Source organism: Streptococcus sp. V940 (genome assembly GCF_054353495.1).
This window is the reverse complement of the sequence record NZ_JBTHHZ010000001.1, coordinates 628,861-649,244: the sequence shown is the minus strand read 5'-3', so window position 1 is coordinate 649,244 and position 20,384 is coordinate 628,861. Positions and strand designations below refer to the sequence as shown.

Here is a 20,384-nt window from a genome sequence, read left to right as displayed (position 1 = left end):
CTACTTCTTTTTAATTTACTTCTTTGTCACTTGTTTCAGGACTTGTAGTTGTTAAATGTGAACTTGATTCTTCACTTGTTACTTCGGTGCTAGCTTGACCTGGTGTTTCTTGTTTTGCTTCAACAGGTGTTTCTTGACTTGGCGTTGCTTTAGATCTAAGCTCTTGATTTAACAAGACTATTTCTTGGGCAAGAGCTAGAAGAGCCTGCTTATCTTTGCTTGCTGCACTTAGCTTATCAAACAAGGCATCTACTTTATCAAAGTCCGCATCAGAACCATTATTCATTTCCAAATAAGTATGGAGAGCAATGACACCGTTATAGAGTTTTTGGTAAAGAACTAAAACCTCTGGGTCTTGTTTCGAATTATCACGTTCATTTTGGATTGTTAGTGAAATACGTTTCAAGAGATCTTGAACCTGTGTATTTAATTCATCAAGGTCTGCGTCTTCTTTCTCCATAGCAACCTTCAGATTTTTCACTTCGTCAGAGAGTGAAGCTTTAACCCCCTCCTCATTGACTTGATTCACTAATTCTTCAGCTTTTGTTAGTAACTCTTCTACTTGCCCTTTTAAGACATGGTTACTTTGTTCCTCAGGTTTGAGATCATCATACAAACCTTTCAAGAACTCATAGACTGCAGTTTTAGCACTATGTCCATCCACTTTTTCTGTATCTAAGATTGTTTCAGAAGCCTTGCTTGCAACTGGCTCATTTTTCAGTGCTTCCTCTACTTCCATTTTTGTTTGGTAGATTTCAGGGAAGAGTTTATTTAAATCTGTTGCCTTTAGGAATGATTGTGACTGGTAAAGAGTCCACGTTAGGTTGGCAACTTTATTTCTAAGAGTGTCATTTAAGCGACCGTCAGATAGATGTTGGTAGAAATACTTGATGTATTCTACTGTTGTAACTCCAGTACGGTCATTAAAATCTTGCAAAGCTTGCAACTTAGCTTCAACTGCATCTAAACCTGCTTCATCTTGGGCTAGTTTGTTTTCTTGAAGCTGAGTCAATAAATCCTTCTTAGGAAGTCCATAAGCATCTGTGTCTAAGGTATTAATCTTATCTACTAAAGCTTGATATTTCTTGTCTAAAGGACTGATTTCTGTTGGTTTGACACTTGAGTCAATGTGAATATACTGCTTATCAAACAAATCCAAAGCTGCCAAATAACCTGCAGTAGAGTTAGTTGATAGCTTCTTCATATTCTCAGAAAATTGCCCCAAAGCAAGTTCAATCTGTCTTTGTAAAATTGGTTTATCTTTATAGACTTCACGACTCTCTGCCAGGAGTTGATCAATCTTATACTGGACTACTTTTTCATCAAAAGCACCAGGTTGGTAAGTTAACTGTAATGCAGGAATTTTGTTTTTCAAAGCGACTTCATAACCTTTAGTTTGAACCTTGATGTAGTGGTTATGGTCACCATGAGGGATAACAAAGCTACCATTTTCAACCTGCAAGCTATAAGGAGAAACACCATCACGTAGAGCAGTTGTATAGAGTTCGTTTAGGAAATCAAGCTCTGCATCTCCAGTTTGAATCGGAATACGAACGTGTTCCTTACGAACAGCGTAAGGGTGAATGTGAGTTGGGTCATAAGCCTGGTCTGGATTACCAAATACAAAGAATCCATTTGAAATTCTGATAGCCTCAAGAGGAACGCCATATGTTTTAGAAATATAAGCTATTTTTTCTTCATCGCTGGCATCTCGAGAGAAACTTTCAACCGTCTTGGCAAGAGGTTTAACAGGTTCTGTCTGCTGATGGCCATGAAGATGGTCTTGTGCAGCCTTAATCTGCTCTGCTGATAAATCTTTCTTGTAAAAATAATGATTGTGGTCTCCATGTGAAACTACAAAACCTTGCTCATCTTCACTTATCACTCGGTCAGCATCGAATCCGTGATCGTTGTCTTCACCATGGTGGTGATCATGCCCATCTTCATCATGGTGATCATCTGATGGATTAGGTTTAACTTCGGTTTTACCTTTCAAGTGTTCCTGAGCTTCTTTAATCTGTTGAGCCGTCAAATCTTTCTTGTAAAAATAATGATTGTGGTCCCCATGAGAAACAACAAATCCTTTATCATCTTCACTTATCACTCGATCAGCATCGAAACCGTGATTATGGTCTTCACCATGGTGGTGATCATGCCCGTCTTCATCATGGTGATCATCTGATGGATTAGGTTTAACTTCGGTTTTACCTTTCAAGTGTTCCTGAGCTTCTTTAATTTGTTGAGCTGTCAAATCTTTCTTGTAAAAATAATGATTGTGGTCTCCATGTGAAACTACGAAACCTTGGTCGTCCTCACTAATTACTCGATCAATAGCAAAGCCATGATCGTGGTCTTCACCGTGTCGATGATTAGCATGATCGTGGTCATGGTCTTCTTCGTGTTGATGATCAACATCTTCGTGGCCATGGTCATGGTTATGATCTTCGTTTGGTTTACTTGGAATTTCTACAGGATTTGATGGTGTTACTAGACCTGAAAGTGGTATCAAGCGTGCAATCTTTTGCTCCAAAGCAGATAAACTAGTATAGGGGATGAAATGGTAATGATTTCCATGAGGGATAGCAACTCCATTAGGCGTACGACTGGTAATTTTAGCCGGGTCAAATACCAAACCATCAGATTCTTTATAGCGTTGACTAACTGGTAAAGCGTAAAGCTGTTCTAGAAGTTTTTGAAGATTATTTTCTTCTTGTACTGGACTGCTTGTAGCCGGTTTCTCTACTTGATGACTTGGTTCAACACTTGGAATCGGTTTGTAGTCTGTTAGACTTTGTTGACTTCCTCTTCCAGCAAGGTAAGCTTGAGCGGCAGCCAATTCACTTGAAGATAGAGCACTCTTAGGAACGTAATGATAATGGCCACCATGAGGAACGATATAAGCGTCACCTGTGTCTTCAATAATATCTGCAGCATTAAAGACGTAACCGTCATCAGTTGTATATCGACCTTGTTCTCTGGCAGCAATAACTTCCTTACTTGTACTGCCACTATCTGATGTGTGTTCTTGTTTTTGTTTCTCGATTTGGTCTTTGGTACGAATATTATCTGCGTGACTAGCATCCTTCAGATAGACATAATATTTGCCATCCACCTTGATGATATAGCCACCTTTAATCTCATTGACAATATCTCCATCACTTAGTTGATAGTTTGGATCTTTCATGACCAATTCTTCACTAAAGATGGCATCATAAGGCACCTTACCATTGTAGAAATGGAAATGGTCACCGTGGGAAGTCACATAGCCTTGATCTGTAATTTTAGTAACAATCTGTTCAGCTTCTATTCCTTCTTTTTGGTTAACTTGATCAGGTGTCAGATTCTCATTCTTTTTAGCATCAGACTCTTTCCCATCAACATAGGATACACGGTTATTTTCTTTGTTCTCAGGCGCTTGATGTTGATTTAAAGCGTAAGCGCAGACACTTAATGCAAGGACCACTGCAGATCCTGCTAGATATTTTTTATTAATTTTCATAAACTCCTCATTTCAATTCTTCAGCTAAAATAGCTATATTGTCTTCTAAATTTTCCAAGTAGGACTTATCATTTTGTGGATCGGCCTCTAAAGGATTGAGTGTTTTAAGAGTCACACCTGTTGATTTGACAAGTGTATCAGCAACTTTAGACGAAGCATTACTCTCTGTAAAGATAGTTTTGACCTTATAATTTTTTACAAATTCTTGAATTTCGGTTAACTGTCTCGGGCTTGGTTCTTGGTCTGGTGAAATACCAGCTATTCCAAGTTGATTTAATCCAAAGCGTTTAGCTAAATATGAAAAAGCTGTGTGTTGAGTTACAAAATTTCTTTGATTGACTTTTTCAAAGATGGGTTGGTATTTCTTGGTCAAATCATGAGCTTTGGCACTAAAACTTTCTGCGTTTTTCTGATAAGTATCCTTGTTAGCGCTGTCTAGTTCGGATAACTTATCAGCGATAATCTGGGCTTCTTCAGCAACCTTTTCAGGATCAAGCCAAGTATGAGGATCATACAAGGTCTTCTCATCAATCCCTTCTCCTGCTTTCATATCTTCTAATCCAGGCACGCGCTCCAAGGTCATACCTTCTGATGCTTCTAAGACCTTTACCTTAGACTTTTGCAGGCTTGGATCCAAACTTCCCGCCCATGATTCCAAGGTATGAGAATGATAAACGAAAACATCTGCATCATAAATGGCTGCAATGTCATTTGCAGAAGGTTCAAATGAATGGATACCTGAACTCGACTGAATCATCCGAACATCATTTAGGTCACCAGAAATTTCTTTGACCATGGCATAGATAGGGTAAAAACTAGTCACAATCTTCATTCCCTTAGTTTCATTGCGATTGTCTTGACTAGCCTTTTGTCCACATGCCCCTAAAATGAGAACAAAGAAGGTAATCATGACCCATAGAATGCTTCTTTTTTTCATAACAACTCCTTAACTAGTATTTAACCATTTAATTAACTAGTAAATAGTTTATCTTTTTTTATTTATTAAGTCAAGTTTTTTTGTCATCAAAAATAAAATCATTGTTTTAGAACTCCTTGATTCATTTTTTAAGACAGCAAATTTCAGTTTTTTAACAAATAAAAGGACATTATTCAATCAAAAATCGAACAATATCCTTTCGAGTAGATTATAATTAATAAAAATATTTTAAGGCTTTACTTGTTTTAGTGTCTTAATGTCATACGTTACTAATTCACCATTTTTATTGTAAAACTGAACACCTTCCGGCTGAAAAATTAGAAACTTAGGATCGATTTGAGCAATTTTTGATAACTTTTCTATATGTTCATTTAAAGTTACTTTATCCAATCCGTAGTCTGGTAAATCATCGTCACTTTCTTCTTTGGAGTTTTCTTTATCTTCAACCTTGTTTTCTGAAGGAATTTTATCGGTTGTACCAGTCTCATTGACGCCTATATTAATCTTCGGTTGTTCCTCAGTTTTATCTACACCAGTCTTATTTTTATCACTATTTTCAGTATTGTTTGAATCAGGTTTTAATTCTTTATTATTATTCGTAAACGTCCCATTTTGGGATTCTTTTTCTTTTATTCTTTTTGCTATTAAGTCTTGTGCTTGTTTCCATTCTACTTCTGACAAGTCGGATTTAGTGATACTTCTCAATGAACCACCTCCCGCTCTTGGAATACTAAATGATTTGTCTTCCCATACAAAAGTTTCTTTTGCCAATACATCTTTCGGATCAAAAATATAACCATCTGGAGTTGCAAAACGACCTTCTGCAAGAGCTTTCTGAACTTCTTCAGCAGAATGGATAATTTGCCAATTCTGCATTCCAGCGCGTTTTTCAAGAGGAGTCACATTAGCAATAACGGAACCTGAGTCCTCGTGACCCGGCTTAGACCAAACTTCAGGACGAACCTCAGGGTGTTGCATGACATATTTAATAGTCGCAATTTGATCAGGCTCTAACCATGAGTAAGGCACAACGTGAATATGATCAATGTGTGGAATAATGAATGAACTTCCAGTATCATAAGTAGTATTTGCTGCATGCATCGGCAAACTTGAGACATCTACAGCTAATCTTGGTTTAATCCCTGTGTCTACTATATCATAACGATAATGATTTCGATCCTTAAGCATGAGTTCTTGTTCAGAAAAAGCAATTTGAGTAAGATCAAGTTCGTCTCGAGAATAGAAGTATTCTTTCCCGTCTTCTTTAAGAACATAACCAACTTTACCATCTTTGGTAACTTTGCTAGTCACTTTTCTTGAATTAAATTTTGGTTTATCTTCGTTATTCATTTTCTCTGAAGGAATAACACTATCATTAGCTTGACCTTTTTCCTTCATCCACTTGCTAACTTCATCTAATTCAAATTGTTCTAACTCTCCAAATCCCACATAATGGAAATGATTTCCATGTCTCGCTATAATGCCTGATTTATCAACTGAATAGATAGAATCTTTACTGAATACATATCCATCACTAGTATCGTATGGTTTGCCATCCAGCCCCTTACCATAAGCTTTAATTGAATTTCCTAAAAACGTATGCTCAACTGTACTGTTTGTTGGCTTTTGGGCATTTACTGGCTTGTTGTTTCCATTATTTTGTCCTTTTACTGGAATAATCCGTGCAATCTTTTCTTCCAAAGCTGACATTTGACTATAAGGGATAAAATGATAGTGGTCCCCATGAGGTACTGCTACCCCATTTGCTGTTCTTTTCATGATTTGAGCAGGGTCAAAGAGCAAACCATCGGATTCCACATGACGTTGGCTGAGTGGCAAGGCATAAAGTTGTTTCAAAAGACCAGATACATCTTCACTTGGACTTGCTTGATAACTATTATCCACTTGTGGGCTAACACTTGGGGTCCATCTTCTAGTATTTGCCTCAACATTGCTTTGATTCGTTTGTCTATATGTACTACTATCCGAAGCATCTGATGAGCTGCTAGAAGAATTTGTTGACGGTCGATACCCAACTGAGCTTGTTTGACCACCTTTAGCGGATAAGAAGGCTTGAGCAGCAGCTAATTCACTGGCAGACAAGTCACTCTTAGGAATATAGTGGAAATGATTGCCATGTGGAACGATGTAAGCATCACCCGTGTCCTCAATAATATCACTAGCATTAAAAATATAACCATCATCCGTCGTATAACGTCCCTGAGTTCTTGCTACAGCGACTTCATTACTAACCTTTACTCCGCCACCATGTCCATGTTCCTGCTTCTGACGATTGATCTCATCCTTACTACGAATATTTTCGGAATGTGAAGCATCTTTGAGGTATACATAATAGCGACCATCAACCTTAATGACATAGCCACCCTTGACTTCGTTGACAATATCCTCATTTCGAAGTTGATAATTCGAATCTTTCATCAAGAGTTCTTCACTAATAATAGCGTCATAAGGAACCTTACCATTAAAGTAATGATAATGGTCTCCATGTGAAGTTACGTAGCCTTGATCGGTAATCTTAACGACTATCTGTTCCGCATTGATTCCTTCTCGCTGACTCACCTCATCTGGCGTCAAATTTTCGGTCTTAGTACTAGCCTGATTTCCATCTATATAAGCCACACGATTAGACTCTTTACTAGTCTGTACTGCTTGATAACGCCCTAATTCATAACTTGAAAGGCTTAAGGCTAAAAGAGCTACAGAACCAAGAACATATTTTTTATTGATTTTCATCTAAACACACTTTCTATTTTTACTACTAAATATAAGATTTAGGCAACACTATAAATTCTGCGTCATTAACCAGTTAAGTTTATGACTAGAAATATTTATAAAAACAATTAAAATGTTCTAATCCTTTTTATAGGTTTCTAGTATTGTTTAGCCAAATATATTGGATTCATAAACTTAACCATTTAATTAACCAGTAAATATTCTACTCCTTAACATTTAAGATGTCAAGTTATAAATTTACTTTTTCCAAAATTTTACCCAAAAGGAAAAGCACCCTAAAAGATGCTTTCTTATAAACTACCAATGTTGATCTCAGGAAATTTTTTTGGAAGAAGATTCCAGAATTCTTCTAATTGTTCTTCTACTCTATTAGTATTTCGAATAGTTAAGCTATACTTCTTAGAACTATCTTTTCGAGTATATACAAACTGATAAACTTTTGTAAAACGACTATAACTTGTACGTACTAAATAGATTCTCCACACATCTCTAAGATCTAGAGCTTGGGTCCCTTTATAATAAGTAATGAGATGATTTTTATACAAAATAACTTTCAAGTCTTGGTTGTAGAACTCGGCTAGAGTATCAAGCATCTCAAGATTTCCTTCTAATTCAGGATACAAACGATAAAGTTCTTTGAACGAATCAATTGTTTTCTTTCGTATGATAAAGGCTGCGACTAAGGTCATTAATCCCATACCAGAGAAAATCACAACACCAAAAATATAGCTCAGGCTGTCTCGAGAATATTCACTGAGACTGAGATAGATTCTTGTATTCATATTACGAGCAACAACTGATTTAGCAGGAAGAATAGAGCTAATAAATTCGTCAAGATTTATAATCTTAGTGTTCTTTGAAGTATTGATAAAATTGGTATTAGTGAGGGGTTCTAACTGAATACCTGTCAGTGTTCCAGGATTATCAGCAAGACTATCTGCATTCTCAAGAAGTTTATTGATTGACTCATCTTTCACTTTAGATTCAACTACAGCAAATTTTCCTTCACCTTCGTTACTATATTGCACAATATAAACAACTGTTCCACCGTCAACTTCACCAACAGGTTCAGGATAGATACCGTAGACTGACATAGTAACTTCTTTTCCAGTATCAGTCGTATCTGCAAACCTCTCTGTAGGCTTCTTGTGCATTTGACCTAAGAATCCAGATATAGTAGCGAGTGCGAAGAATACGATTGAAATCAAAAGAACTGCGGTAAAGCTTTTATTTCTTTTTTCTTTAAACATTAAAATCTCCTTTAGTCCCTTAATGAAATTATATCAGACTTTATTTCATATCTCATCTCTAATCCTAGTTTTTCTAAGATTTTAACAAAATAAAAAGCTCGAATTTTCATTCGAACTTCATTTTTATTTTCTTGCAGCTTTTTCATCTTCTTCGAGCTGTTTTACCAGTTGTTCAATGCCGTCAAATTTCACCATATCTCGGATACGATCTAACCAATAGACGGTTACTGTTTCGCCATAAATATCTTCATCAAAATCAAAGATATTCACTTCAAAACGCTCTTCCTCTCCATCGAAGGTCACGTTCTTTCCGACACTGGCCATTCCTCTATAGAGTTTTCGTTTGATTTCAATATCAACAGTATAGACACCATCTGCTGGCATATAAGTGCGGTCCAAAAGCACGAGATTTGCAGTAGGATATCCAATTGTACGGCCACGAGCATTACCATGTACCACAATTCCTTTTGTCGGAAGAGGGCTTCCTAGTAATTGCCCTGCTTCTTTCACATTCCCTTCAAGGATAGCTTGACGAATACGAGTAGAGCTAATCTTTCCTTTTTCATCTTCTACAGCAGGTACTACGACTACTTCTCCATCAAAGATTTCTTTTAAATCTTCAGCTGATTTTCTATCAGAACCTAAACTATAGTCAAATCCAACTACAATGGTATCTGCTTTAACTTCTTTTACAAAAGTATCTACAAACTCTTGAGCTGTCATATTAGCGATACGACTTGAGAAGTCCATTAAATAAAGATTCTCGACGCCAGCTCGTTTAAACTTGCGTTCACGTTCTTCTGCATTCAGGATATGAAGTAAATTTTCTGGTGAATAGGGTTTTAAGGTTAATTTTGGTGATTCATGAAAGGTAATTAAAGCAACGCTTAATCTCTTCTTTGCAGCAATTTCACCAGCAATACTAAATAATTTTTGATGTCCTAGATGAATTCCATCAAAATATCCTAAAACGAGGACTGTTGGACCTGGTGTTGCAATGTCTTTTTCAGTTTTTATAGGTATTGTTACAATCATAGTCATATTATACCAGAAAGAAGAAAGCATTCAAAATATTACGAATTTAAAAAGATTACAGGCTACTCTTCACTTCTTTTCTCAGTTGTTCCAAACTTTCGATTTGATACTTGTCCATAACTTTCGGTAGGTTATCAATGATATCAGGGCAGGCATATGGATTGGTAAAGTTTGCTGTTCCAACACCAATAGCTGACGCACCAGCTAAGTACATTTCTAGAGCGGCTTCAGCTGAATCGACTCCCCCCATACCGATAATTGGAAGATTAGTAGTTTGTGCTACTTGACGGATTAGTTTAAGAGCTACCGGAAAAACTGCAGGCCCAGACATTCCACCAGTACCATTGGCAATGATTGGTTTTCTAGTTTTGAGATCAAAGCGCATACCAACAAGGGTATTAATCATAGTGAGACCACTAGCACCTGCATCCTCTACTGCTTTTGCGATGGTCACGATATCAGTTACACTTGGTGTCAATTTAACGTAAACTGGCACATCTGATGCCCCTACGGCTGCTTTTACCACATCATAAGCTAAATCTGGGTCTTGCCCAATCAAAAGTCCGTGATTCCCATGATCGACGTTTGGACAAGAAATATTGAGCTCAATGGCTTTCACGTTAGGTGCCTTGGAAATACCACTAGAAACGGTTGAGTATTCTTGCTTTGAAAATCCAGCAACATTTGCGATTATAGGGAGATTAGGATACTCTCTTTGCAACCAAGGTAATTTTTCAGAGAGAACGGCATCTAGTCCTGGATTTTGTAGACCAATGGCATTCAGCATACCAGCAGGTGTTTCTGCCACTCGTGGAGTAGGATTTCCAAAGCGTGGTTCAAGGGTTGTAGCCTTAATCATGATAGATCCTAAAAGATCCAAATCATAGTATTTGGCATACTCTTGTCCGAAACCAAAACAGCCTGAAGCAGGAATGATAGGATTCTTTAGTTCTAAGCCTGGTAGAGAGACTTGTAATCGATTTGTAGTCATGATACTCTCCTTATAAAACAACAGTTCCTGTTTTAAATACAGGCCCATCTTCACACACACGTTGACTAACTGTTTCACTATCTGGTACTTTCAATACGCAAGCGTAGCAAGCTCCCATGCCACAAGCCATACGGGATTCTAGAGATAGATAAGCTCTTGGATGGTCATGGAAGGTTTGATTGATATATTTCATCATACCAGGCGCACCGCAAGAGTAGATGGCATCAAATTCTGTGTCAAATTCATTAATCACTACCGATACGTTTCCTTTAATACCATAAGATCCATCATCTGTTGTCACATATACTTGACCATATTTGGCTAATTCATCATCTAAAATGACAGCATTTTTAGTAGAAAATCCTAGAACAGTCGTAATTTCTACACCTCTCTCATGTAGTTGTTTAGCCACTTCGAGTAAGGGCGGCACTCCGATTCCACCACCAACTAGTAGAACACGATTCTGCTTGTCTAAATCAGATAAATCGAAACCATTTCCTTGAGGGCCCATAACATCTATGCTATCACCTGTTTTTAAGCTTGAAAAAATTGCTGTCCCTGCTCCTTCAACTCGATAGATAAGTCTGCATTGCTTAGTCGCCTTATCTATTGATGAAATCGAAATTGGACGACGTAAGAGATGGGCATCATCAGGTACACGCAAATGAAGAAATTGGCCCGCTTTCATAGCTTCAACCATTTCTCCTTCAAGTACAAGCTCAAAGATTGCTGGCGCGATTTCCTGCTGAGATACTACTCTCATAACTTCCAATCGAATTACACCCATTCGTTTTTTACAATTTGGATTCATAACTTTTCCTCCTTAAATTTTAAGGGGATCAGATAAAGAAAAACCTTGCACTTGCAAGGTTTCAGTTAAGATATTTACACAAAAGTAGCAAATAAGCACTTGCTTACTTGTTTCCATTGTAGCTTCTTTTCTCTGACACCTTGTGAGTCTCTCTGGACTGCCCTTAAAGGTTGAATTTTCACTAGTATACTGTATCAAACCTAAAATGTCAAGTAAAAATAGGTAAGGTGTCAGTTCATAAAAGTCGCTTATTTTTGTGAAGAAAGAATCTTTTCTAATTTTTGATAATCTTTAACACTGTCGATTTCATAGATAGAGTTTTCTTCCAACTCTTCTACATATACATCTAGTTCTTTGATGTTATCTTTGACCATGTTATCCCAGTAGAGGTCCACAAATTCGCCACTTGCATATGCCTTGTCAATAAATCCAACAATCTTCTCAGCTGTTGGAGCATCCCAGAATGATACCCCACTCAAGATGCGTCCATTTTTGCTATCGACAATAATATCTTGAACTTTGTAATCCTCTCCGTAAACTAGGAACCACTCATTATCACAATCTTCACGATAAACACTGAAGTAGGTTGAACGTTCGATATCATTACGGAACATATTTTTGAAAAGATAGTTATCCGCATCAATAACATAGCTGTTAGCCAATTCTTCTTTTACCAAGTAAAGAGAGTAAAAGTTGTTGTAATCAGCATACTTATCGTTGAAGACCAATCGAACCCCGTACTTTTCTTTAAGATAGTCGAATTGTTCTTTTAAATAACCGATAACGATGATAATGTCATCAATTCCACGTTCTTTCAAAAATTCGATTTGATATTCAACCAAAGGTTTTTGATTGACTTGTACCAAGGCTTTGGGAGTATTTTCTGTCATGGGTCTCAAACGAGTTCCCAATCCCGCTGCTAAGATAATCGCTTTCACGCGTTTTCTCCTTTATTCTTTAATAATAATGTAAACACCAGCCATTACGATAAGTGAAGTAATGATGGTCAGCAAATTAAGGGGCGAACCCAAGAAAATTGCTGCAAATAAAACAGTCCATACTACATAACTCACATTTAATCCAGTAGCTTTAGCTGGCTGCAATCGATTGATAGCCATATAGTAGGCAAGATAAGAGATCATATTAAATGCCGCAAAGACAATTAATAGACCAAACAATTGACTGTTTGCCACTTCCGCAAATGAATGATGCGAGAAGAGAACAATGACAAGATAGGACAAGAAGGAAGTTACTTGTCGGATCAAGAGGGCTTCGAGTTCGCTGAGTTCACTTTCCATTGCAAAAGAGCTTAGAACACTTTCACTTCCCCAAGCAAGCGCACAAATTAATGCGCAAAGGATTCCGATATAGAAGGAATTAACTTGTTCAACCTTGTAAGTCTGAGCAATAATGCCTGCAATGATTAACAAAATACCAAACACTGTATTCTTCGAAACCTTATGCTTTAAGAAAAAGAAAGCGAGAATGACAGAAACCGCAGGATAAATCGCTGAAACTGAGGATGCTAATGAACTACCAATATATTTGACCGCATAGAGGTTAGCTTGCATACCAATAGGTCCAGCAAGTAAGGCTCCAATGATGACACTGACATTTCGAATGTTCAAGAAGATTGAAAAACGTACCTTGCCTTCTTTAACGAGAAGATATCCTAGCAGGATAAAAATACTCAGAAAGTCGTGTGCTGCTGCCACTACAAAAGGTGATAGGTCAGTAAATATAGAGAAGATATAGGCACTAATGGTTAAGCCTAATCCCCAAAAAATACCTGAGATAAGTCCAAAGGAAACTCCATTTTTAGTCTTCATCAATACCTCCCTGAGACTGCAATTCTTTTACAGCTCTATTATAACGAGTGATTCCATAATCTCCGAAATCTGCACCATTTTCCTCTTTGTAAATAGTCCAAAGACTCCAAATAATGTCTTGTAAAATCTTATAGATACGAATTTTCTCCCTTGAAACTGGAGTATTATCACTCTCGTAATGACTTAAAAAGTCTTCTTCTTCTGCACTTGTAAATTCAGATTCTAGGAAGAGGGCTGCCAAATCCCACATAGGATCATTCATAGATGAATATTCCCAATCAATGAGATAAAGGTGGCCATCTGGTCCTTCAATAAAGTTTTCTGGAACCAAATCAATATGACATGATTTCTTATCAACTCCGATTTGTTCAAGCTCTTCTTTCAGAGAAAATACAGACTTTCTGACAGCATCATAATTAGGATAAGAAATCTCCCCTTGAATCAAGGATTCATATTTTTTGATTTCCTCAAAAGGTGCAAACTCTCCTCTTAGTTCTTTACCAGACGCATGGATTGTTTGTAAAATTGGAGCTATCTTCTCAAATTTAGTTTTAATGGTAGTTGAATCAAGTGTCTCAGCATTTTCGATGTACTGATTAACCTTGATACCAGCTTCAATATCAAAAAGATAATTCTCTACATCTAATTTCAAATCTTTCAACAATTCAAGATTGAACTTTTCATTCTGGCGGTCGATTAATTTATCCGTACCTTTTCCGAAAAACTTAACGATGTACAGGTTTGAGGTTGATTTAACCAAGTAGTTTTGATTAGTCATTCCACCCAATTGTTCAACACTCTGAATTTCTTCGTCACCAGATAATAAAGAAGCAATCTTTTCTTTAACGATTTCTTTCACAATCTTCCTCCATTAGACTTCCCACTTAAAGACTGTCTTAAAGGCAGTATTAAGGTCCGTTGCAAAAACTCGATGAATATCCTTAATCTCTCTTACTGGTTCTTCTAGATAAATGATATTCTTCAAACGATTGGCAAATTTCTTAATTTCCATCATTTGGATGGCATTTTCAAAGTCAACTCTTCCAGAACGAGAAGATCCAACTAATAACAAGCCTTTTTCCAATGAATCACGAGTATTGATATTAACTTTATACTCACTAACACCCATCATCAAAATGGTACCTTGTGGATTAATGTAGCGAATCAAGTCATTAATAGCAGGTCCACATCCATCACCACCACAGCATTCGAAACCGTGGTCAAAACTAAGATCCTCTGGAATGCTATCAGTAATGTAAAGCTCTTTTGCAAATGAGAATAATTCTAATTTCTCCCAATGACGTCCGATAACAATAATCTCAGCTTCAGGCAAGGTGTAGTTGATAATATTAGCCATGACAAAGGCTAAACTTCCATCACCAATGACAGCGATACGTTGACGTCTGCTGTGAGATACCGTCATGAAACGATTCATAGCATGCATGCCAACACTGACAAACTCTGTAATGGCAGCAACTGTATCTTCGATATCTTCGTATGATACCACACGATCCTTAGGTAGAGAAACGAATTCTCGCATAAACCCATCATAACCACTTGAAAGGAAATATGTTCCAGTCATGTAATTTTCGTAGAATTCCTCATCACTTTGCATAGGTGGTTGATTTGGAATCATAACAACCTTTTGGCCAACTTTATAGGTACCTGTTGGGTCAGAAATGACTGTACCACAAGACTCATGAATCATAGCCATTGGTAGTTTTTTGGCTAAAATTTTTGGATCTCGTTTACCTTGATAATAGCGCTGATCCGCGTGACAAACAGCCATATAGTTTGGTCGGATGAGGATATGATTCTCTTGATCAATTTCTTCTTCCTGATATTTAATATTAATAAACTTTGGTTTTGTCAGTTGATAAATTTGATTAATCATGTCTCTAGTCTTTCTCAATCATGCTTTTAGCAATCTTCAAGTCTGTAACTGTCGTAATTTTAAGGTTTGAGTATTCACCTTTTGCTAAGGCTACATCTTTACCCTTAATGACAAAGATTTTACATGCATCTGTTAAAATTTCTTTTTCCTCTGCTGATAAAGAACCATACAAATCAATGAAGTCTTTACAACGGAAGGTTTGAGGAGTTTGCCCTTGATAGAGATGAGCACGATTTGGAATATCTGTGATAAACTGACCGTTTGTACTTTCAACAATGGTATCCACAGCTTCAACTACTGTATCAACAGCATCATGATTTTGTGCGAGAGCAATGTTATCTTGAATCATTCGAAGTGTGATAAAAGGACGAACTGAGTCATGTGTGACCACGATATCATCTTCAGTGATTGGACGATAAGCATCGATAGCTTCGATGATCTTTTCAATACTAGAATTTCGATCTGCACCACCTTTTGTGATGATGATACGATCCTTGTGGAGTGGAAGGAATTTTTCAACTAAATCTTCTGCGTGTGTTACCCAGTCTCCGTGAACTCCAACCACAATCTTTTCGATACTTGGCTCTAAGACAAATTTTTCAATTGTATGAATCAAGATTGGGCGATCTCCCAACTCAAGAAATTGTTTGGGTAGGTTACTAATACCCATGCGCGTGCCGGTTCCACCTGCTAAAATTCCAGCGTAAATCATTTTGATACTCCTTTGGTTTATTTTAAAAACTCATTCCTTACTATTATACCATAATCTAGCACTATCTTGAAATAAATAATAGTTCTCTCTAGTTAGAAACTGATGGCAAGATCACTTTAGGTTTTGAACATAAAAGAATTTAATCCTTGCATTTTTATTTCTTGGTTAAAATAGAGTCCTTCAGAATAATATAGAAAGCTTAAAGAAACCTTAAACATTGGTTGATATGTATAGAGATCCTGAAATTTTAATTAGACTTTTCCAATTAAAATTGTTAAAATAAAATGGAAAATAAAAGAAAAGGAAGCTAACTACCGCCATGATGAATATGCAAAACATGATGCGTCAAGCTCAAAAACTTCAAAAACAAATGGAGCAAAGCCAAGCTGAATTGGCTGCCACAGAATTTGTTGGAACTTCTGCTCAAAACCTTGTAACTGCTACCTTAACAGGTGATAAAAAAGTCGTAAAAATTGATTTTGATCCCGCAGTTGTGGATCCTGAAGACATCGAAACACTTTCTGACATGACTGTTCAAGCGCTCAACGCTGCTCTTGATCAAATTGATGAAACTACTAAAAAGAAACTTGGAGCATTTGCTGGTAAGTTACCATTTTAATTAGGTTATCAAAAAGAGGCTGTGAACCAGCCTCTTTTAATTTATGTTAAAAAGCAAATAATTCAGTTGCTTTATTTAGCAATAAGTCACTATATTCAGGATCTTCCTGAGCAGTTTCTAGTTCTTCTTTTATTTTTTCCAAGTCATCCGTAATCATTCCGTCAACACCTAGGTGAAAAGACTTATTAAAAGATTCGGAACTATTGATTGTCCATACATAAAGTTTTTGCTCAGTATTCCATAGTTTCGTGACAAAATATTCATCCAAAGTAGAGTACTCCATTGTGTAGCCTGTCGCAACCGTTCTAGGAAAAACAGAATTATAGGGAAGAATAAAGTAGACAGAAATATCCTTGTCATACTCTCTTACTTTTTCAATAACCTTATAATCCAAGGATTGCATTTGATGACCATAAACCTTAATTTTTGCACCGTATTTTTCTAGAAAATGTTCCATCATCTGCGGGCTATCTTTGTGGCTGGTCTTAATTTCAATGAGTAGTTTCTGATGTAATTCATTTGCACGAGTCAGATAATCATCAAAACTTGAAATCTTCGTTTCATAACCGTTCTCATGAATGTCAATCTGCTTTAACTCTTCTAAGGTCAAATCTTGTGGTGTTTTATTGATACCAGCTAATCCTCTAAGATTAGCATCATGCATCATAACAAATTGACCATCTTTAGTCTCCTGGATATCCATCTCGATTAAATCTGGTTTTAATTGAGATGTTTTTTCTAGGGATTGAATGGTATTTTGTACACCATTGCCATTTGATACACCACGATGTGAAATCACAAGCGGTGGATTGACGACAGGAGCTTCTAGATAATTATATCCTTCAATCGCAAAGAAAATACTTGCACACACCATGACCCCCCATCTCATGATATGGTCCTTCTCGCGTCTTGGCATAATATCAAGTTCTTCTCCCGTTAAGAAAGATGTGAATTTGACAAGGAAATAGGTTAATGCCATATAGTGGAAATTTTTGATAAGAACAAAATTGCAAATAGCAAGGAGTAGAGATTCTCTCTGAGTAAGGCTATCCACTATATACTGAATAGATAATATTGGAATGAGAGGAAGATAGAAGAATAGATTGGTTTTTACAATAATTAAGAATAAATGCCAGGCATAAAACCAAAAATAATTTCTAGTTTTATCCAAACTATAAATGATCGCTTCCTTGACCGTCATCTTTTCATAAAAGACCTTAGGTAGAGTGAACATCAAGCGAACAGAAACATAGAAGAATAAGAGTGATAAGATAATAATGGCTATCCACCACATCCAGTACTTATCTTCCATGTAGGTTTGAATAAACTCTGGTATAACGATTTTATTGAAATAATAAATCTTAAATATCTTTCTGATAAAAGGGAACAACATGGCTACGAAAAGAAAGATAAACAAAGCTTTTGAAATAGTCATCTTCTTCATAAAAGCAAGGCTTTCACGAAATACTTTTCGACTATATTCTATAAGAGTCCTTTTTTCGTGATATAGGAGGTGGCGAGCTCCTATAAAGAGAATACTAAGTTGAAAATAGGCTACCAGTAAATTGATAGCTATTAAGATTACGAAGCCAAGACTAACTATGGGTGCATTTTTTATTATCTCAAAAATATTGTTGTAGGAAATAAACAAATATCCAGTCTGACTTAGTAAAAATCCAGCTATCACTGAGTTTAATGGCAACCAGATATAGTCAACCAACATAAAAATTAGAAAGAATAGAAAGAGGATTTTATCCAGATTAAGGTAAATCTTTTTAAAACCCAATTTTTTCGGTTTTTCAGGTTTCATAAAAACTCCTAATCAAAAAGTTTTGATAAATCTAAAGCACCAAATGGATTCGAATTGAGACTAGTCTGAGAATTGAGTAATAGTCTACTCTCATCTGACTCCAGAAAAGCTTCATACACTCGAGCAGTCATACGAGCATCCTCTAAACTATTATGAGATTGCCCTTTAAAACCTAGAAAATTAGCCACAGTTTGTAATTTTAGATTAGCAATTCCATGAAGATCGGAACTACGTCGCTCCAGTGCTTCGTTATAGACATCAACTAGATATTGCTGACTATAGTCAAATCCATGCTCTAGTAGAATTGGTAAATCACTTTTTGCTGCATTATAACCAACAAGGGGTAAATCACCAACAAAATCTTGAAATTTTTGGAGGACTTCTTCTACCTTTGGTGCGCCTTTCAATGTCTCTGAAGTAATCCCCGTCAAACCATTAATAAAACTCTTCAAAGGAACATCAGTGTAGACATAAGAGTCAAATGCTCCTACTTCTTCACCTTCTTTAAAATGCACTGCTGATACTTGAATCAAATGAGTCTTATCCTGGTGTTTATTGAATTCTAAATCAAATGAGATATATTCTCTTAATGTTTCCATCTTATCAATCCTTATTGATTTGTAAAAAGAAACCACCTGGTCTAGTCCTAGAAACCAAGCAGTTTTTTCTTATTTGCCAAATAAGCGAGCAAAGAAGCCTTTCTTCGATGCCTGAACTTCTTGCTTAGCTTGATCCAACTCCAACTGAAGTGTTTCTTGATCCTTCATAGCTTGAAGGGTTAACTGTTGTTGTTGGTCCAATTGCTTATCTTTTTCAGCGATTTGGCGATCTTTGACACGCATCTGTTCATCTTTTTCAGCCAGTTGCTTATCTTTAGCTTTTAATTGCTCATAAAGACGGATAATCTCAGCGTTCTTTTCATCAACAAGAATTTCCATGAGTTCTCGTTGCTTAACTTCATCACTAACCGGTTCATCTTCAAAGATAGTCTTTTTGTAGATTTCTTCAAGTTTGATCAATCCACTGCGAGTAACAACAGTAACACCCTTGTCGTTTTTTGTAATATCTTCTTCTGGTAATTCTTTGACACGATTATTGATTGCTTGTCGGGATAGTCCCAAGACCTCAGCAATCTCACTGACAGTCATTTCAATACTCATAATATCCTCTATTTTTCTCTAGCTTTTCTTAAATTAAATCTTATCATAAGTAAGCAAAACTGTCAAATAACACTGTATTTTCAATGGTTTTTAAAACATAAAATGTAAAAACTATTTATCGGCTAATATTTTAAAAAAATGAGAGCATCTCATCTTTAGACTAGTAGATAAAAATCGTTTATTCAGTATAATTTTAAGAGAAAACCTTTCTTGGTTTGTAGAGATGATCACGTTTCTCCATAATAGCAAGTAGCTTCTCACCTTCGAAAACGGCAACTTCTTTCTCGCTACACTCTAACTCAATAAAACGACCATAACGAACTTCCTCTGCCTGCTCAGGAGTCAAGTTTACTTTTACTAAATCTCCTGTACCAATCTCTAGAGGATGAAGAAAGTCTAATTCACCAGCCTCTACTTTATGGGCAATTTCTTCTAAGGTCAAGGAATCTTCTAACTGTAAACCAGCTGCACTAGTCCGTGTAAGATGAGACATGTGAGCTGCATAACCAAGCTTCTCTCCCAAGTCAACCGATAAGGTACGGATATAGGTTCCCTTGCTACATTTTACTCGGAAGGTAAAACGCGCAAGTTTATCCTCGTAGCAAATGGGACTGGTTCTTTTAAAACTATAAATGGTCACCTGACGTTCTGGACGCTCGACTTCCTGACCAGCACGCGCATACTCATAGAGCTTGCGACCATTGACCTTGACAGCTGAGTACATTGGTGGAATCTGGGTGATAGGCCCTGTCAGACTAGCAATGGCTTCATCGACAAGTTTTTCATCCAGTGGAGACAAAACAGGAGTCTCTGCGACAACTTCCCCACTAGCATCCTCGGTCGTTGTAGAATATCCCAGAGTGATTTCCCCCTCGTAGACCTTCCCCTCATCCTGCATGAACTCTACCATGCGAGTCGCTTTCCCTACAGCAATGGGTAAAACGCCCACCACATCCGGATCCAAGGTACCACCGTGACCAATTTTCTTGGTTCCTAAAATCTTACGCAGTTTAAAAACCGCATCATGCGAGGTCATCCCCGCTTCTTTTTTTAAGTTGATAATACCGTTCATGTTTTGCTTTC

General features: G+C 36.8%; 17 protein-coding genes. 1 reads left to right on the top strand and 16 read right to left on the bottom strand.

Annotation, left to right across the window (positions count from 1 at the left end; translation table 11 throughout):
- Positions 1-10: 10 nt before the first annotated feature.
- The 12 genes from ACXYSM_RS03290 to ACXYSM_RS03235 form a co-directional block, all read right to left on the bottom strand.
- On the bottom strand, positions 11-3,499 hold the full coding sequence (locus tag ACXYSM_RS03290; protein WP_458634348.1) for a pneumococcal-type histidine triad protein: 3,489 nt from the start codon (positions 3,497-3,499) through the stop codon (positions 11-13).
- 7 nt (positions 3,500-3,506) lie between these two features.
- Complete coding sequence (locus tag ACXYSM_RS03285; RefSeq protein WP_458634347.1) at positions 3,507-4,436, bottom strand: metal ABC transporter solute-binding protein, Zn/Mn family; 930 nt, start codon at positions 4,434-4,436, stop codon at positions 3,507-3,509.
- A gap of 228 nt (positions 4,437-4,664) precedes the next feature.
- The gene (locus ACXYSM_RS03280; protein WP_458634698.1) at positions 4,665-7,184 is read right to left on the bottom strand and encodes a pneumococcal-type histidine triad protein; all 2,520 of its coding nucleotides are present in this window, start codon (positions 7,182-7,184) and stop codon (positions 4,665-4,667) included.
- A gap of 296 nt (positions 7,185-7,480) precedes the next feature.
- A complete protein-coding gene (locus ACXYSM_RS03275; RefSeq protein ID WP_458634346.1) occupies positions 7,481-8,440 on the bottom strand; it encodes a hypothetical protein in 960 nt (319 codons plus the stop codon).
- A 123-nt stretch (positions 8,441-8,563) separates the two neighbouring features.
- Positions 8,564-9,475: a bifunctional riboflavin kinase/FAD synthetase gene (locus tag ACXYSM_RS03270; protein ID WP_458634345.1), complete on the bottom strand. Its 912-nt coding sequence runs from the start codon at positions 9,473-9,475 to the stop codon at positions 8,564-8,566.
- 55 nt (positions 9,476-9,530) lie between these two features.
- Positions 9,531-10,514 carry a dihydroorotate dehydrogenase gene (locus ACXYSM_RS03265; RefSeq protein ID WP_458634344.1) on the bottom strand — a complete coding sequence of 328 codons (984 nt, stop codon included), beginning with the start codon at positions 10,512-10,514 and terminating at the stop codon, positions 9,531-9,533.
- Positions 10,477-11,277, bottom strand: a complete 801-nt coding sequence (locus ACXYSM_RS03260) for a dihydroorotate dehydrogenase electron transfer subunit (protein ID WP_458634343.1) — start codon at positions 11,275-11,277, stop codon at positions 10,477-10,479. The genes ACXYSM_RS03265 and ACXYSM_RS03260 overlap by 38 nt, the downstream gene beginning before the upstream one ends.
- Positions 11,278-11,525: 248 nt before the next feature.
- Complete coding sequence (locus ACXYSM_RS03255) at positions 11,526-12,215, bottom strand: sugar phosphate nucleotidyltransferase (RefSeq protein WP_458634342.1); 690 nt, start codon at positions 12,213-12,215, stop codon at positions 11,526-11,528.
- Between the two features lie 12 nt (positions 12,216-12,227).
- Complete coding sequence (locus ACXYSM_RS03250) at positions 12,228-13,106, bottom strand: DMT family transporter (RefSeq protein WP_414268259.1); 879 nt, start codon at positions 13,104-13,106, stop codon at positions 12,228-12,230.
- The gene (locus tag ACXYSM_RS03245) at positions 13,096-13,965 is read right to left on the bottom strand and encodes a phosphotransferase (RefSeq protein WP_458634341.1); all 870 of its coding nucleotides are present in this window, start codon (positions 13,963-13,965) and stop codon (positions 13,096-13,098) included. Before ACXYSM_RS03245 ends, ACXYSM_RS03250 begins: the two co-directional genes overlap by 11 nt.
- A 12-nt stretch (positions 13,966-13,977) precedes the next feature.
- Positions 13,978-15,000 (bottom strand): ribitol-5-phosphate dehydrogenase, encoded by a 1,023-nt coding sequence (locus ACXYSM_RS03240; RefSeq protein WP_006151905.1) that lies wholly within the window; start codon positions 14,998-15,000, stop codon positions 13,978-13,980.
- A 4-nt stretch (positions 15,001-15,004) separates the two neighbouring features.
- On the bottom strand, positions 15,005-15,712 hold the full coding sequence (locus ACXYSM_RS03235; protein ID WP_006151754.1) for an IspD/TarI family cytidylyltransferase: 708 nt from the start codon (positions 15,710-15,712) through the stop codon (positions 15,005-15,007).
- A gap of 319 nt (positions 15,713-16,031) precedes the next feature.
- Between ACXYSM_RS03235 and ACXYSM_RS03230 the strand changes: the two genes are divergently transcribed.
- Positions 16,032-16,331, top strand: coding sequence for a YbaB/EbfC family nucleoid-associated protein (locus ACXYSM_RS03230; RefSeq protein WP_414259167.1), 300 nt, complete (start codon positions 16,032-16,034; stop codon positions 16,329-16,331).
- 46 nt (positions 16,332-16,377) lie between these two features.
- Here the strand turns inward: ACXYSM_RS03230 and ACXYSM_RS03225 are convergent, their stop codons facing one another.
- The 4 genes from ACXYSM_RS03225 to truB form a co-directional block, all read right to left on the bottom strand.
- Entirely contained in the window at positions 16,378-18,141 is a 1,764-nt protein-coding gene (locus tag ACXYSM_RS03225; RefSeq protein ID WP_458634340.1) for a glycerophosphoryl diester phosphodiesterase membrane domain-containing protein, read from the bottom strand.
- Between the two features lie 8 nt (positions 18,142-18,149).
- Positions 18,150-18,740, bottom strand: a complete 591-nt coding sequence (locus ACXYSM_RS03220; protein ID WP_458634339.1) for a 3'-5' exonuclease — start codon at positions 18,738-18,740, stop codon at positions 18,150-18,152.
- Positions 18,741-18,809: 69 nt separating this feature from the next.
- Positions 18,810-19,301 (bottom strand): DUF536 domain-containing protein, encoded by a 492-nt coding sequence (locus ACXYSM_RS03215; RefSeq protein WP_004252719.1) that lies wholly within the window; start codon positions 19,299-19,301, stop codon positions 18,810-18,812.
- 193 nt (positions 19,302-19,494) lie between these two features.
- Positions 19,495-20,373, bottom strand: a complete 879-nt coding sequence (truB, locus tag ACXYSM_RS03210; RefSeq protein ID WP_458634338.1) for a tRNA pseudouridine(55) synthase TruB — start codon at positions 20,371-20,373, stop codon at positions 19,495-19,497.
- Between the last annotated feature and the right edge of the window lie 11 nt (positions 20,374-20,384).

Coding starts and splice junctions, on each gene's coding strand:
- ACXYSM_RS03290 (WP_458634348.1), bottom strand. CDS start 3,499: ATGAAAATTAATAAAAAATATCTAGCAGGATCTGCAGTGGTCCTTGCA.
- ACXYSM_RS03285 (WP_458634347.1), bottom strand. CDS start 4,436: ATGAAAAAAAGAAGCATTCTATGGGTCATGATTACCTTCTTTGTTCTC.
- ACXYSM_RS03275 (WP_458634346.1), bottom strand. CDS start 8,440: ATGTTTAAAGAAAAAAGAAATAAAAGCTTTACCGCAGTTCTTTTGATT.
- ACXYSM_RS03270 (WP_458634345.1), bottom strand. CDS start 9,475: ATGATTGTAACAATACCTATAAAAACTGAAAAAGACATTGCAACACCA.
- ACXYSM_RS03265 (WP_458634344.1), bottom strand. CDS start 10,514: ATGGGCCTGTATTTAAAACAGGAACTGTTGTTTTATAAGGAGAGTATC.
- ACXYSM_RS03260 (WP_458634343.1), bottom strand. CDS start 11,277: ATGAATCCAAATTGTAAAAAACGAATGGGTGTAATTCGATTGGAAGTT.
- ACXYSM_RS03250 (WP_414268259.1), bottom strand. CDS start 13,106: ATGAAGACTAAAAATGGAGTTTCCTTTGGACTTATCTCAGGTATTTTT.
- ACXYSM_RS03240 (WP_006151905.1), bottom strand. CDS start 15,000: ATGATTAATCAAATTTATCAACTGACAAAACCAAAGTTTATTAATATT.
- ACXYSM_RS03235 (WP_006151754.1), bottom strand. CDS start 15,712: ATGATTTACGCTGGAATTTTAGCAGGTGGAACCGGCACGCGCATGGGT.
- ACXYSM_RS03230 (WP_414259167.1), top strand. CDS start 16,032: ATGATGAATATGCAAAACATGATGCGTCAAGCTCAAAAACTTCAAAAA.
- ACXYSM_RS03225 (WP_458634340.1), bottom strand. CDS start 18,141: ATGAAACCTGAAAAACCGAAAAAATTGGGTTTTAAAAAGATTTACCTT.
- ACXYSM_RS03220 (WP_458634339.1), bottom strand. CDS start 18,740: ATGGAAACATTAAGAGAATATATCTCATTTGATTTAGAATTCAATAAA.
- ACXYSM_RS03215 (WP_004252719.1), bottom strand. CDS start 19,301: ATGAGTATTGAAATGACTGTCAGTGAGATTGCTGAGGTCTTGGGACTA.
- truB (WP_458634338.1), bottom strand. CDS start 20,373: ATGAACGGTATTATCAACTTAAAAAAAGAAGCGGGGATGACCTCGCAT.